The sequence below is a fragment of the Microbacterium sp. KR10-403 genome (assembly GCF_040196215.1).
Classification (GTDB): domain Bacteria; phylum Actinomycetota; class Actinomycetes; order Actinomycetales; family Microbacteriaceae; genus Microbacterium.
Genome location: NZ_JBEGDC010000005.1, coordinates 305,700 through 318,922, shown reverse-complemented (window position 1 = coordinate 318,922; position 13,223 = coordinate 305,700). Strand labels below are relative to the sequence as shown.

Here is a 13,223-nt window from a genome sequence, read left to right as displayed (position 1 = left end):
CTGGAAGCGGTGTGGCCGCCCGTGTGCGCTGTCAGGCCCGGGCGTTCTCCGCGGCGGGTGCGCTCGTGACGGCGACCGCGGGTTCGGCGTTCGCGACAGGGTCGCTCACGTCGACGTATTCGGGGGTGGTTCCCGATTGTACAGCCCCGGCGGGGTGCCATTCGCGTCCGGGTCGATACACGGACGGTTCTTCACCCGTATGACGCCGCTTCTGGACGATCATGATCACCAGACCCAGGATGACGCCGAAGATGGCCGCCCACACGTTCGTGCGCAGGCCGAGGAAGACATCGCTCGGGTCGATGCGGATGGATTCCCACACGATGCGGCCGGCGCTGTACCAGATCAGGTAGAGGCCGAACAGGCGCCCCCACTGCAGGCGGAACCGGTGGCCGGCCCACAGCAGAACGGCCGCGCCCAGCAGGTTCCAGATCATCTCGTACAGGAACGTCGGGTGGAAGAGCGTGCCGGCGGCGAGTCCGGCGGGGAACGCCGGGTTGCTGGACTCGATCTCGAGCCCCCACGGAAGGTTCGTGGGCAGTCCGAACAGCTCGTGGTTGAAGTAGTTGCCGAGACGGCCCATCGCCTGCGCGATGATCAGGCCCGGGGCCAGCGCGTCGGCGAAGGACCAGAACCGGACGCCCGTCCACTTGCACCCCAGCCAGGCGCCGACCGCACCGCCGATCAGGGCGCCGTAGATGGCGATGCCGCCTTCCCAGATGAACAGCGCCGACCACGGGTTCTTGCCCGCGCCGAAGTAGAACGAGAAGTGCGTGAGCACGTGGTAGATGCGTGCGCAGATGATCGCGAGCGGCACCGCGATCAGCGCGATGTCGATGACGACCCAGGGCTCGCCGCCCCGCTTGGTCAGCCGATGGTTGGCCATGAGCGTCGCCACGATGATGCCCGCGATGATGCACAGCGCGTAGAAGTGGATCCGCAGCGGCCCGATGTCGAAGTAGCTGATCGAAGGGCTCGGGATGCTGGCAAGCACGCCGTTGAGCGCGTTGGCGGGGGCGAACGTCATGCGTACGAGTCTAAACGTTCGCGGAACGTGCCCCGTGCGTGGTGCCGGCGGCGAGGGCGCGGGCCGTTTCGGACAGGCCCGCCACACCGCCGTCGCGCAGGGCGCGGACCAGGGCCGTGCCGACGATCGCGCCGTCCGCATAGGTCACGGTCTCGGCGATCTGCTGCGGCGTCGAGATGCCGATGCCCACGCAGCATCGCTCGGCCCCGTGGGCGCGCAGTCGCGTGACCAGGGTCCGGGCCGCGGCATCCAGCTCCGCCCGCTCGCCGGTGATGCCCATGGTCGACACGGTGTAGACGAACCCGGTGCTGTCGCGCACGATCATCTCCAACCGCTCGTCCGTCGACGTCGGCGCGGCCAGGAACACCCGGTCGAGGCCCGTGCGGGTGCTCTCCGCGATCCACTCGGCCGCGGCGTCGGGCGCGATGTCGGGGGTGATCAGTCCTGCTCCCCCGGCGGCGGCCAGATCGTCCGCGAAGCGTGCGACGCCGTACTGCACCACGAGGTTCCAATAGACCATGATCACCACGGGCACGCCGCCCCGCTCGGTGATCTCGCGCACAGCGGGGAACAGATCGCGGATCTTGAAGCCGGCCTCGAGGGCGGCATTGGCCGCCTCCTGGATCACGGGGCCGTCCATGACCGGGTCGGAGTACGGCGGCCCGAGTTCGATGATGTCGGCGCCGTTCTGTGCGAGGGCCACGGCCGCCTCGATGCCAGTCCGCAGATCGGGGTAGCCCAGCGGCAGGTAGCCGACGAACGCCCCGCGTCCCGCGGCGTGGGCTGCGTCGATCGCCTCGGCGATTTGCGAGGTCATCGGGCGTCCTCTCCGTCGTACAGCCCGAAGTAGCCGGCTGCCGTGTCCATGTCCTTGTCGCCGCGGCCGGAGAGGCTCACGGCGAGCACAGCGTCGGGGCCGAGCTCGCGCCCGATCCGCATCGCCCCGGCGAGGGCGTGCGCGGACTCGATCGCGGGGATGATGCCCTCGGTCTCGCTGAGCAGCCGCAGCGCCTGCATGGCCTCGTCGTCGGTGGCGGGGATGTACTGCGCCCGGCCGATCGAGGCGAGCCAGGAGTGCTCGGGGCCCACCCCCGGGTAGTCGAGCCCGGCCGAGATCGAGTGCGACTCGATCGTCTGCCCGTCCTCGTCCTGCAGCACATAGGTGCGTGCGCCGTGGAGGATGCCGGGCCGACCGCGTTCGATGGAGGCGGCGTGCTCCTCGGTGTCGACGCCGGCTCCGGCCGCCTCGACCCCGTACAGTTTCACCTCGGCGTCGTCGAGGAACGCGTCGAACATGCCGATCGCGTTCGACCCGCCGCCCACGCACGCGATCACGGCGTCGGGCAGTCGGCCGATCTCATCGAGCAGTTGCGCGCGCGCCTCGTCACCGATGATCTTCTGGAAGTCGCGCACCATCGCCGGGAACGGGTGGGGACCCGCCGCGGTCCCGAAGATGTAGTTGGTCTTCTCTGCGGTCGCCACCCAGTCGCGGTAGGCCTCGTTGATCGCGTCCTTGAGCGTGCGCGATCCGGTCTTGACGGCGATCACCTCGGCGCCCAGCAGGCGCATCCGAGCCACGTTGAGCGCCTGGCGCTCGGTGTCGACCTCGCCCATGTAGATCGTGCAGTCGAAGCCGAACAGCGCCGCGGCCGTGGCAGTGGCGACGCCGTGCTGGCCGGCGCCGGTCTCGGCGATGACCCGCGTCTTGCCCAGACGCTTGGTCAGCAGCGCCTGGCCGATGACGTTGTTGATCTTGTGCGACCCGGTGTGGTTGAGATCCTCCCGCTTGAGGAACACGCGCGCGCCGCCGGCGTGCGCGGCGAAGCGCGGCACCTCGGTGATCGGCGAGGGGCGCCCGGCATAGCTGGTGAGCAGGCGGGTGAACTCGGCCTGGAACGCGGGGTCCACGATCGCCTGCTCGTACACCTCGGTGAGCTCGTCGATGGCCGCGATCAGCGACTCGGGCATGTACCGGCCGCCGAAGTCGCCGTAGAACGGGCCGTGGGCATCGCGCAGGCTCATGCCGTCTCCTCGGAGTGGTTCAGGAACGAATGCAGCGTCGCAACCGGATCGCCCGTGACCAGCGCCTCGCCGATGAGCACGACGTCGGCGCCTGCGGCGCGGTAGTGCGCGACATCGGCCGGTGTCTTGACGGCAGACTCGGCGATCTTGACGACGCCGGCGGGGATGGATGCCGCCAGCCTGCCGAACAGATCACGGTCGAGCTCGAAGGTGGTCAGGTCGCGCGCGTTGACACCGATCAGCTGTGCGCCCAGATCGACGGCGCGAGCCACCTCGTCGGCCGAATGCGCTTCGACGAGCGCCGTCATGCCGAGCTCGGTCACCAACGCGTAGAGCTCGCGCAGCGTCGGCTGATCGAGCGCCGCGACGATGAGCAGCACGAGGTCGGCACCCGCCGCCCGCGCCTCGAACACCTGATAGCGCGTCGCGATGAAGTCCTTGCGCAGCACCGGGAGCGATACCGCGGCCTTCACCGCGCTCAGGTCGGCGAGACTGCCCTTGAACCGCCGCTGCTCGGTGAGCACCGAGATCGCGCCGGCGCCGCCCTGCTCGTAGAGCGCGGCCTGGTGTGCGGGATCGGGTATGGCCGCCAGGTGCCCGCGCGAGGGACTGGCCCGCTTGACCTCGGCGATGACCTTGATCCGGCCGGCGGGAGCGAGCGCCGCGCGCGCGTCACGCGCCGGCTGCTGCTGGGCCGCACGCTGCTCGACGACCTGCAGCGAGAACTGCTCTTCGCGCGTTCGCGCGTCCTCGACGGCGCCGGCCGTGAGGTCGGCGAGCATGCTCAATGCTCTTTGGGGGTGTACTTCGGACCGTTGACGCCGTACCCCGCCTTGGACAGGATGAAGCCGGCGACCAGCCCGATGACGATCAGGACCACACACGACCACACGAGCCAGGGCACGTCCAGGAAGAATGCACCGGTGCCGACGCCGATCCCGACCAGCATGATGATCACAGCGGTCCAGGCGGCCGGCGAGTGTCCGTGGCCGGGGTCGGCAATGGGATTGCTCATGGGGCTCCTTCGTCAAACGGGCGCGGCGATTCGCGCGATTTCAGTCTAGCGGCGGTCGTCGCCGGCAGTGGGATCCGTGCCGTGCGACAGGTCGTCCCACGAGTCGACGGCGTCCAGAGGGCCGGTGGCCGACGCGACAGGGGCGGCGTCGGTGCGATACTTCCGACCGCTCGTCGACCACGAGTGGGCGGTGACGAGGACGAACACCCCGGTGACCAGCAGCACGACCATGGCGACGAGCATCACGAACGGCCAGACGGTGAGAGAGATCGACGCCACCAGCTGCGCGATCGGCTCGTCGCCGGTGATGCCGGTCGCGTCGGTCACGGAGCGCGCCACAGCCGAGATCGGCCGCGTCGCCACGACGACGACCGTCAGGTAGCCGAGGACGAGCGCGATCACGACCGCGATCGCACCGAAGACATAGCGCAGCACACGTCCGACGATCGACAGCGCGACCCCGAGCGCCAGCACCGCCAGGCACAGCGGGGTGGAGACCGCCAGGGCCGCGGTGCCCGCGACGGCGAGGTCATCGGACGCGCCGCCGGCCAGCGCCACGTGCAGCCAGGTCTGCGTCGCCGAGAGCACGCCCACCGCGCCGCTCAGCACGGTGAGCACCACGGCCAGGGTGCGCCCCCGGCGCGTCATGGGCGCCCGCCCACGACGGGGTCGAGGTCGTCGGCGTCGAAGCACGTGCGATCGCCGGTGTGGCAGGCGGCCCCGACCTGCTGCACGGAGACGAGCACGGTGTCGCCGTCGCAGTCGAGGCGCGCGCCGCGCACGAGCTGGATGTGTCCGGACGTGTCGCCCTTGCGCCAGTACTCCTGCCGCGATCGCGACCAGAAGGTGACGCGCCCTTCGGACAGGGTGCGACGCAGCGCCTCGGCATCCATCCATCCCAGCATGAGGACCTCTTGCGTGTCCCACTCCTGGATGACGGCGGGCACGAGCCCCTGATCGTTGAAGCTCACGCGGGCGATGCGTTCGTCGATCGTCTCGGTCATGCGCTCTCCCCCGTTCTGCGGGTCGGGATCCCGTCGGCTGCCAGGGCCTCCTTGACATCGGCGATGGACAGCTGGCGGGAGTGGAAGACGGATGCCGCCAGCAGCGCGTCCGCGCCGGCGTGCACCGCGGGCGGGAAGTCGGCGGCGGCGCCCGCCCCGCCCGAGGCGATCACCGGCACCGATGACACCTCGCGCATCAGCGAGATCAGCTCGAGGTCGAAGCCCTCTTTCGTGCCGTCGGCGTCGATCGAGTTCACGAGCAGCTCGCCGGCGCCCCTCTCGACGGCCTCGCGCGCCCACTCGAGGGCGTCGAGCGTCGTCTCGACCCGCCCGCCGTGGGTGGTGACGACGAAGCCGGAGGCCGCGGCATCCGACCGCTTCACATCCAGCGAGAGCACAAGTACCTGCGCCCCGAAGCGATCCGCGATCTCGTCGAGCAGCGCCGGTCGCGCGATCGCCGCCGAGTTGACGCCGATCTTGTCGGCGCCCACTCCCAGCAGGCGCGCCACGTCGTCAGCAGAGCGCACGCCGCCGCCGACCGTGAGCGGGATGAAGACCTGCTCGGCCGTGCGCTGCACGACGTCGTACGTCGTGGCGCGCTCGTCGACGGTCGCGGTGACGTCGAGGAACGTGAGCTCGTCCGCCCCCTGATCGAAGTACAGTCGCGCCAGCTCGACCGGGTCACCCATGTCGCGCAGGTTCTGGAAGTTGACGCCCTTCACGACGCGGCCCGCGGCCACGTCCAGACACGGGATGACCCGGGTGGCGAGAGCCATCAGAGCCTCGCGGCGTGGATCGCGGTCACGAGGATCGCGCGGGCGCCCAGCTCGTAGAGCGTGTCCATGACCTGGTTGACGGTCTTGCGCGGGCTCATCACGCGCACGGCGACCCATTCCGGGTCGCGCAGCGGTGAGATGGTCGGCGATTCCATGCCGGGGACCGCCGCGACCGCCTGCTCGACGAGGTTCGCCGGCAGGTCGTAGTCGATGAGCACGTAGCGGCGCGCGACCATCACGCCGCGCAGCCGGCGCAGCAGGGTCTCGGTGCCATCGACGTCTTCGGGGCCCGCGATCAGCACGGCCTCGGAGCGCAGGATCTCGGGGCCGAAGACCTCCAGGCCCGCCTGCCGCAGCGTGGTCCCGGTCTCGACGACGTCGGCGATCGCATCGGCGACGCCGAGCTCGACCGCGGATTCGACGGCACCGTCCAGCGGCACGAGGTCGACGGCGATGCCGCGCTCATCGAGGAACGCGTCGACGAGCCCCGGATAGGAGGTCGCCACGCGTGCGCCGTCGAGCGCGCTCACGTCGGCGAAGCGTCCCGGAGGGGCGGCGAACCGGAACGTCGAGTTCGCGAAGCCCAGGGCCTCGATCTCGCGCGCGCCGGGCATGCGGGCGTCGCAGAGCAGGTCGCGGCCGGTGATGCCGACGTGCAGGGCCCCGGAGCCCACGTAGGTCGCGATGTCCTTGGGGCGCAGGTAGAAGAACTCGACCTCGTTCTCGGGGTCGATCAGGTGCAGTTCCTTGCTGTCGCGGCGACCGGCGTATCCGGCCTCCGCGAGCATCTCGGCGGCGGTTTCGGCGAGCGAACCCTTGTTGGGAACGGCGATTCGCAGCATGTGTGTCTTTCCGTCAGAGGCGTGCGGGGATCGTGGCGGCATCAGAGATGTCGGTACACGTCCTCGAGCGTGAGCCCCTTCGCGATCATCATGACCTGCAGGTGGTACAGCAGCTGCGAGATCTCTTCGGCCGCGGCATCCGTCGTCTCGTACTCGGCGGCCATCCACACCTCGGCGGCCTCTTCGACGACCTTCTTGCCGATCGCATGCACTCCCGCGTCCAGTTCAGCGACGGTGCCGGAGCCCGCGGGTCGGTCGGTCGCCTTCGCGGTCAGTTCCGCGAACAGGGAGTCGAACGTCTTCACCTGTCCAGGGTATCGAACCGGCGGGGGCTCTCGGACCGCATGACGCTCAATGCATGTGTGCACTGGCATCGGCACGCAGCGCGGCGATCGCCTGCGCGGGGTCGGATGCGCCGAACACCGCAGAGCCCGCGACGAAGGTGTCGGCGCCCGACTCGGCGGCCTGGGCGATGGTGGATGCCGCGATCCCGCCGTCCACCTGCAGCCACACCTGCGAGCCGCGTCGGCGCGCCTCATCATGCAGCCGCCGCAGCTTGGGCATGGTCTCGGGCATGAAGGACTGCCCGCCGAATCCCGGCTCCACGGTCATCACGAGGATCTGGTCGAAGTCGTCGATGATGTCGAACAGCTGCTCGACGGGCGTCATCGGCTTGACCGCGACGCCCGCTCGCGCGCCGATCGCCCGCAGCCGCCGGGCCAGCGCGACCGGCTCGTTCGCCGCCTCGAGGTGGAACGTCACCGACGCCGCACCGATCTCGGCATAGCCGGGCGCCCAGCGGTCGGGATCGTCGATCATCAGATGCACGTCCAACGGCACCGGGCTCGTGGCCTGGATGCGCTCGACCATCTGCGGGCCGAACGTCAGGTTCGGCACGAAGTGATTGTCCATGACATCGACGTGCACGAAATCCGCCGTCGCGATGCGGGCGAGCTCGGCCTGCATGTTGACGAAGTCGGCGGCGAGGATGCTGGGGTTGATACGCACGTCGGGAGCCACGTCCCCATTATGTCGGGCCGCCGCAGCACCCACGTCAGACGCGGCGCAGCAGGCTGATGAACATCGCGTCGGTGCCGTGGCGGTGCGGCCACAGCTGCGCGCGCCCCGAGCCGTCGGCCGGGGCCGCGAGGTCGATGGGGGCCCGGCTGACGGACTGCAGCACGGCACGGGCATCGAGCTGTTCGACGTCGGAGCGTGCGCGCAGGATCTCTGCGAGGACACCGGAGGTCTCGGCCAGGTGCGGCGAACAGGTGACGTAGGCGACGACGCCGCCGGGGCGCAGTGCGCCGATCGCCGCATCGACCAGCTCGGTCTGCAGTGCGGTGAGCTCGTGCACATCGGCGGGGCTCTTGCGCCAGCGCGCCTCGGGGCGACGGCGCAGGGCGCCCAGTCCCGTGCAGGGGGCGTCGACGAGGATGCGGTCGTAGGTGTCGGGACTCTCGGCCGCCCGGGAGCGGCCGTCCTCCTCGGTCACCGAGAAGCGCTTCGGGACGGCCGCCAGAGCCTGGCGCACCAGACCGGCCCGCGCGGGGACCAGTTCATTGGCCTCGAGACGCGCGCCGTGCGCGACGGCCTCCGCCGCGAGGATCGCGGTCTTCCCCCCGGGGCCCGCGCACAGGTCGAGCCAGCGCTCGCCTTCCTCCACGGGATGCGCGCGGGTCAGGGCGAGGGCGGCGAGCTGCGAGCCTTCGTCCTGCACGCGCACGCGGCCGCGAGAGCGCCGGACGACGGGTTCGGGATCACCGCCGCCGAGCCGGAAGCCCAGTGGCGAGTACTGCGTGCGCGCGTGGCCCGGCGGGATCTCGGCCAGACCCGGCAGAGCCGCCATCGTCACCTGCGGCGCCTGGTTGTCGGCCGTCAGCAGGGCGTCCAGCTCGTCGGCGCGACCCTCGGCCGCGAGGGCACGCCGCAGTGCCCGGATGACCCACACCGGGTGCGCGGTGCGCAGCGCCAGCCGCTCGTCATCGGAGCGCGCGGAGTCCTGGATGCGCGCCATCCACTCCCCCGGTGTGTCGCGCGAGATGCGCCGGAGCACGGCGTTGGCGAACCCCGAGGCAGGGCCGCCGGCGGCCCGCCGCACGAGCTGGACGGTCTCGTACACCGCGGCATGCGACGCGATGCGCGTGGACATGATCTGGTGCACCCCGAGCCGGAGGGCGTCGAGGACCGCCGGGTCGATCTTCTCCACGGGTCGGTCGGCCGCCGCGGTGATGACGGCGTCATAGGTGCCGCGTCGGCGCAGTGTGCCGTAGGTCAGTTCCGTGGTCAGCCGGGCGTCCGCCTCGGAGAGTCCTGCGCGCTCGATCAGACGCGGCAGAAGCAGGTTGGCATAGGCGTCGTCGGCATCGACGGCGCGCAGGGTGTCGTACGCGACGCCGCGCGCACCCGCGCTCACGATCCGGCCACCGGATCGTCCACACGGAGGCCGCGCCACCACGCCGCGGCATCCATCGCCCCCTTGCCCGCCGGCTGCACACGGTCGACGGCGATCGGCTCGGTCGCGGTGCCGATCAGCACGACGCCGTCGCCCTGCGCGATGCGCCCGGCCGCGAGACCGTCGGCACGCTCGGCAGGGCGCGCGCCCAGGATCTTCACCCGTGCACCGCCGACGGTCGTGTGCGCACCGGGTTCGGGCGTCACGCCGCGCCAGCGTGCCAGCACGCGCTCGGCCGGCTGGTCGAAGTCGAGTCGCCCGTCCTCGATCGTGAGCTTGGCGGCATGCGTCGGCTCGCCCTCCTGCGGAACAGCCTGCGCGGATCCATCCGCGAGTGCATCGACGACGTCCGCGACGAGGTAGGCGCCGCGGTGCGCGAGCGCGTCGAGCACGTCGCCGGCCGTCGCCATCGCGGGTGGCTCATAGTCCAGCCGGGCGTAGACGTCGCCGGCGTCGAGCGCGGGCACCAGTGAGAAGACGCAGGCGCCCAGGCTCTCGTCGCCGGCGATGAGTGCGCGCTGCACGGGTGCGGCACCGCGCCAGCGCGGCAGATCGGAGAAGTGGAGGTTGACCCATCCGTGCGTCGGCGCGGACAGCAGCGGCTCGCGCACGAGCCCGCCGTAGGCGACGACGACGCCGAGATCGGGATGCTGCGCGAGCACCTGCGACGTCGCATCGTCGTCGAGCCGAGAGGCCTTGATGACCGTCAGACCGAGCTCCGTTGCGGCCACGGCGACCGGAGAGGGCGTCAGCACCCGCTTTCGTCCCTGCGGGGCGTCCGGGCGCGTGACGACGGCGACGATCTCATGGGGTCCGTCGGCGAGCCGCCTCAGCGTGGGGACTGCGACCTCGGGGGTGCCGGCGAACACGACGCGCATTCTCTCCTCGCTTTCCGTCACAGCTCGGGATCGAGCACATCGACACGCACTTTGAGTGTATTGCGCGGACCTGGCGGACGCCCCTTCGCGGGGCGCCGGGTGCGCAACGCGGCCGTGACGACGGCACCGCGCAGCGCCCCTGTCACAGCCCGACCCTGGGCATACGTGAAGCGCACGAGCGCGCGCATCGTCTCCGACTCGGCGACCGGTACCGGCCCGAGCACGGCATCCGCGGGCAGATCGGTCACCGCTGCGCGCACGGCCGTCAACGCGGCATCCACTTCCTTCGCCGTTCCCTCGACGGTCGCGACGCGCACCGTCGGCGGCATCTTCAGCGGTGCGCGCTCGGCGAGCTCGGATCGCGCGTAGGCCGGCTGCGACCAGGTGGCCAGGGCGCGCGCCACGGAGCCCGTCACGCCCACCAGGTGCACGGGAGCGCCGGGCGCGGCCAGTGCGGCCGCATTCGACCACCAGCGCAGGCACGACTCGCCGATGCGCAGGTCGTCGGATTGCAGCATCCGGTCGCCGTCCAAGAGGAGGACCGCGCGGTAGCCGCCGTCGGCGATCGGCTCGGCCCCGCGGGTCGCGATGACGAGGGCGGGGCGATCGTCGACGGCGGTGAGTGGGTGTGCGCCGTCGGAGACGATGATCCGCGTCCCGGGGAAGGCGCGGCCGAGCTCGTCGGCCGTCCGCTCGCTCCCCGACGAGGCCATGCGCACGCGGTCGGAGCCGCACGCCGCGCACGTCCAGCCGTTCGCCGCCCGACCGCACCACGCGCACTCGGGGACGGCGCCGCGCCGGTGTGCCCGGAGCGGACCGCCGCAGTGCGGGCAGCGTGCGGGCGAACGGCACTCGGCGCACACGAGAGACGGCGCGAATCCGGGCCGCGCGACCTGCACGAGCACGGGACCGGCCTGCAGCGCCTCGCGTGCCGCGGCGAACGCCGCCGAGGGCACCCGCGAGCCGTGAGACTCGCCCTCGCGCGTGGCCGAGAGGATGACCCGCGGCGAGGCGCGCCGTGCCGCCGGCGCCTCGCGCACCCAGCCCGCATCGACCAGTCGCTGCACATCGGTGGTGCGCGTATGGCCCGCGAACAGGAGCGCGCCGCCTTCCAGCTCCTGCCGCACCAGGGCGGCATCGCGGGGGTGAACTCCCGGGCTGAGCGGTTCGGTCAGCAGGGAGTCGCCGTCGTCCCACAGCGCCACGAGCCCCACGGCATGCGCGGGCGCATACACCGCGGACCGGCTGCCGACGACGATGCACGGCGCCTCGGCGAGGATGCGCAGATAGCCCGCGTACCGTTCGGGGCCGGACTGCCGCGCATCGACCCGCACCACGGCGTCGGCGACGCCGAACGACGCGAGTGCCGCAAGGATCTGCTCCTCGTCGCGGTAGTCCGGAACGACGATGATGCCGCTGCGCCCACCGGCCAGGGTCGTCACGGCGGATGCTGCCAGCAGCAGTGCCCACGCGCCCACGACATGCTCTTCAGCCACGCGCACGACTCCCGGTGCCGCGTCGAGCGCGATCCGCGCCCCGGCGTCGATGCCTTCCTCCAGCGCGGGGTATGCGGCGAGGACGCTCCGCGCGCGGTCGTGCGCAGCGGCGGGCACCGCGCACGGCGCCGGCGGGTCGCCGGCGAGCCACGATTTCTCGGCCCGCACCATGCGCTTGGGCACGGCGAGACGCAGGACGTCGCCCGCTCCGCCGGCCGCGCGATCGGCGACGGCGCGCACCAGCCGGTAGAGCCGCTTGGGCAGAACCTGGACCGGTGAGACCACCGCTTCGAGGTCGGAGAGCGGACGGTCCGCGGGATCGTCGACTCCCATCTCGACGAGATAGCCCTCGACGACGCGCCCGGCGCTGCGCAGCGGGACCTTCACGCGCACCCCGGGCACGGCGTCGGCGGCGAGCTCGTCGGGGATCACATAGTCGAACAGCCGATCCAGCTGCGGCAGCGGCGAGTCCACGAGGACACGGGCCACGCGGCGCGCCGCCATGTCAGAGCCCGGCGGCGCGGCGCAGTTCGTCGACGCGGTCCGTGCGCTCCCAGGTGAACTCGGGCAGCTCGCGTCCGAAGTGGCCATAGGCCGCGGTGCGCGCGTAGATCGGGCGCAGCAGATCGAGCTGCTCGATGATCGCACGCGGCCGCAGATCGAACACCTCACGGATCGCCGCGGTGATCTGCTCGTCGGGGATCTTGCCGGTGCCGAACGTCTCGACGTACAGCCCGACCGGGCTCGCCTTGCCGATGGCATAGGCCACCTGCAGCTCAAGGCGGTCGGCGAACCCTGCGGCCACCGCGTTCTTCGCGACCCAGCGCATCGCGTAGGCGCCGGAGCGATCGACCTTCGACGGGTCCTTGCCGCTGAACGCCCCACCGCCGTGCCGTGCGGCGCCGCCGTAGGTGTCGATGATGATCTTGCGGCCGGTGAGCCCGGCATCGCCCTTGGGGCCGCCGATGACGAAGGGACCCGCCGGGTTGATGAAGAAGTCGGCGTGCGAGGCATCCAGCCCCGTCGTCTCGAGGATCGGGTCGATGACCTCGGCGCGCACGGCCGCGCGCAGTGCCGGCATGGAGATGTCGGGATGGTGCTGCGTCGACAGGACCACGGTCTCGATCGTGCGCGGCACATCACCCTCGAAACCGACGGTGACCTGGGTCTTGCCGTCGGGGCGGAGGAAGGGCAGCGCGCCCGAGCGTCGGGTCTGGGTCAGACGCTCCGCCAGCCGGTGCGCCGTCCATGCCGTGATCGGCATGAGCTGCGGCGTCTCGGTCGTCGCATACCCGAACATGATGCCCTGGTCACCCGCGCCGAGTTCGTCGATCGGGTCGGTGGAACCGGCGTCGCGATGCTCGAGCGCACGATCGACGCCGTGGGCGATGTCGCTGGACTGCTCGCCGATCGACACGCTCACGCCGCAGGAGTCGCCGTCGAAGCCGGTCTCGCTCGAGGTGTAGCCGATCCGGTTCACGACCTCACGGACCGTCCCGGGGACGTCGGCCCAGGCCTCGGTGCGCACCTCGCCGGCCACGTGCACGAGGCCCGTCGTCACCATGGTCTCGACGGCGACCCGGCTGCCCGGGTCTTTCGCGAGCAGCTGGTCGAGGATGCTGTCGGAGATCTGGTCGCAGATCTTGTCGGGGTGCCCCTCGGTGACGGACTCGGACGTGAACAAGCGCAGCGGCGTCATTGTGCTCCC

General features: G+C 71.3%; 15 protein-coding genes. All 15 read right to left on the bottom strand.

Going from position 1 to position 13,223, the window contains the following annotated elements:
* Nucleotides 1–31: 31 nt before the first annotated feature.
* Genes lgt through metK form a run of 15 tightly spaced genes read right to left on the bottom strand, consistent with a single transcriptional unit; the run spans nucleotide 32 to nucleotide 13,214 of the window.
* Nucleotides 32–1,027, bottom strand: coding sequence for a prolipoprotein diacylglyceryl transferase (gene lgt / locus ABMQ42_RS13315; RefSeq protein ID WP_349723474.1), 996 nt, complete (start codon nucleotides 1,025–1,027; stop codon nucleotides 32–34).
* 10 nt (nucleotides 1,028–1,037) lie between these two features.
* Nucleotides 1,038–1,844: a tryptophan synthase subunit alpha gene (gene trpA / locus ABMQ42_RS13310; RefSeq protein WP_349723473.1), complete on the bottom strand. Its 807-nt coding sequence runs from the start codon at nucleotides 1,842–1,844 to the stop codon at nucleotides 1,038–1,040.
* A complete protein-coding gene (gene trpB / locus ABMQ42_RS13305) occupies nucleotides 1,841–3,049 on the bottom strand; it encodes a tryptophan synthase subunit beta (protein ID WP_349723472.1) in 1,209 nt (402 codons plus the stop codon). Before trpB ends, trpA begins: the two co-directional genes overlap by 4 nt.
* On the bottom strand, nucleotides 3,046–3,831 hold the full coding sequence (gene trpC / locus ABMQ42_RS13300) for an indole-3-glycerol phosphate synthase TrpC (protein WP_349723471.1): 786 nt from the start codon (nucleotides 3,829–3,831) through the stop codon (nucleotides 3,046–3,048). Before trpC ends, trpB begins: the two co-directional genes overlap by 4 nt.
* Before the next feature lie 2 nt (nucleotides 3,832–3,833).
* Nucleotides 3,834–4,064: a DUF6704 family protein gene (locus ABMQ42_RS13295; RefSeq protein WP_349723470.1), complete on the bottom strand. Its 231-nt coding sequence runs from the start codon at nucleotides 4,062–4,064 to the stop codon at nucleotides 3,834–3,836.
* Between the two features lie 45 nt (nucleotides 4,065–4,109).
* Nucleotides 4,110–4,712 carry a Trp biosynthesis-associated membrane protein gene (locus ABMQ42_RS13290; protein ID WP_349723469.1) on the bottom strand — a complete coding sequence of 201 codons (603 nt, stop codon included), beginning with the start codon at nucleotides 4,710–4,712 and terminating at the stop codon, nucleotides 4,110–4,112.
* Entirely contained in the window at nucleotides 4,709–5,068 is a 360-nt protein-coding gene (gene hisI / locus ABMQ42_RS13285; RefSeq protein ID WP_349723468.1) for a phosphoribosyl-AMP cyclohydrolase, read from the bottom strand. Before hisI ends, ABMQ42_RS13290 begins: the two co-directional genes overlap by 4 nt.
* Complete coding sequence (hisF, locus tag ABMQ42_RS13280) at nucleotides 5,065–5,844, bottom strand: imidazole glycerol phosphate synthase subunit HisF (protein WP_349723467.1); 780 nt, start codon at nucleotides 5,842–5,844, stop codon at nucleotides 5,065–5,067. Before hisF ends, hisI begins: the two co-directional genes overlap by 4 nt.
* Entirely contained in the window at nucleotides 5,844–6,686 is an 843-nt protein-coding gene (hisG, locus tag ABMQ42_RS13275; RefSeq protein WP_349723466.1) for an ATP phosphoribosyltransferase, read from the bottom strand. The genes hisF and hisG overlap by 1 nt, the downstream gene beginning before the upstream one ends.
* 41 nt (nucleotides 6,687–6,727) lie before the next feature.
* Entirely contained in the window at nucleotides 6,728–6,991 is a 264-nt protein-coding gene (locus tag ABMQ42_RS13270) for a phosphoribosyl-ATP diphosphatase (RefSeq protein WP_349723465.1), read from the bottom strand.
* A gap of 46 nt (nucleotides 6,992–7,037) precedes the next feature.
* Nucleotides 7,038–7,706 (bottom strand): ribulose-phosphate 3-epimerase, encoded by a 669-nt coding sequence (gene rpe, locus ABMQ42_RS13265; RefSeq protein ID WP_349723464.1) that lies wholly within the window; start codon nucleotides 7,704–7,706, stop codon nucleotides 7,038–7,040.
* Between the two features lie 34 nt (nucleotides 7,707–7,740).
* Complete coding sequence (locus tag ABMQ42_RS13260; protein WP_349723463.1) at nucleotides 7,741–9,102, bottom strand: RsmB/NOP family class I SAM-dependent RNA methyltransferase; 1,362 nt, start codon at nucleotides 9,100–9,102, stop codon at nucleotides 7,741–7,743.
* Nucleotides 9,099–10,019: a methionyl-tRNA formyltransferase gene (gene fmt / locus ABMQ42_RS13255; RefSeq protein ID WP_349723462.1), complete on the bottom strand. Its 921-nt coding sequence runs from the start codon at nucleotides 10,017–10,019 to the stop codon at nucleotides 9,099–9,101. The genes ABMQ42_RS13260 and fmt overlap by 4 nt, the downstream gene beginning before the upstream one ends.
* A 17-nt stretch (nucleotides 10,020–10,036) precedes the next feature.
* Nucleotides 10,037–12,019: a primosomal protein N' family DNA-binding protein gene (locus tag ABMQ42_RS13250; RefSeq protein ID WP_349723461.1), complete on the bottom strand. Its 1,983-nt coding sequence runs from the start codon at nucleotides 12,017–12,019 to the stop codon at nucleotides 10,037–10,039.
* Between the two features lies 1 nt (nucleotide 12,020).
* Entirely contained in the window at nucleotides 12,021–13,214 is a 1,194-nt protein-coding gene (gene metK, locus ABMQ42_RS13245; RefSeq protein ID WP_349723460.1) for a methionine adenosyltransferase, read from the bottom strand.
* Nucleotides 13,215–13,223: the final 9 nt, after the last annotated feature.

Excerpts from the sequence above, each read along its gene's own strand:
- ABMQ42_RS13290 (WP_349723469.1), bottom strand. The coding sequence starts at position 4,712 with ATGACGCGCCGGGGGCGCACCCTGGCCGTGGTGCTCACCGTGCTGAGC.
- metK (WP_349723460.1), bottom strand. The coding sequence starts at position 13,214 with ATGACGCCGCTGCGCTTGTTCACGTCCGAGTCCGTCACCGAGGGGCAC.
- trpB (WP_349723472.1), bottom strand. The coding sequence starts at position 3,049 with ATGAGCCTGCGCGATGCCCACGGCCCGTTCTACGGCGACTTCGGCGGC.
- lgt (WP_349723474.1), bottom strand. The coding sequence starts at position 1,027 with ATGACGTTCGCCCCCGCCAACGCGCTCAACGGCGTGCTTGCCAGCATC.
- ABMQ42_RS13295 (WP_349723470.1), bottom strand. The coding sequence starts at position 4,064 with ATGAGCAATCCCATTGCCGACCCCGGCCACGGACACTCGCCGGCCGCC.
- ABMQ42_RS13250 (WP_349723461.1), bottom strand. The coding sequence starts at position 12,019 with ATGGCGGCGCGCCGCGTGGCCCGTGTCCTCGTGGACTCGCCGCTGCCG.
- trpA (WP_349723473.1), bottom strand. The coding sequence starts at position 1,844 with ATGACCTCGCAAATCGCCGAGGCGATCGACGCAGCCCACGCCGCGGGA.
- hisF (WP_349723467.1), bottom strand. The coding sequence starts at position 5,844 with ATGGCTCTCGCCACCCGGGTCATCCCGTGTCTGGACGTGGCCGCGGGC.
- hisI (WP_349723468.1), bottom strand. The coding sequence starts at position 5,068 with ATGACCGAGACGATCGACGAACGCATCGCCCGCGTGAGCTTCAACGAT.
- fmt (WP_349723462.1), bottom strand. The coding sequence starts at position 10,019 with ATGCGCGTCGTGTTCGCCGGCACCCCCGAGGTCGCAGTCCCCACGCTG.
- hisG (WP_349723466.1), bottom strand. The coding sequence starts at position 6,686 with ATGCTGCGAATCGCCGTTCCCAACAAGGGTTCGCTCGCCGAAACCGCC.
- trpC (WP_349723471.1), bottom strand. The coding sequence starts at position 3,831 with ATGCTCGCCGACCTCACGGCCGGCGCCGTCGAGGACGCGCGAACGCGC.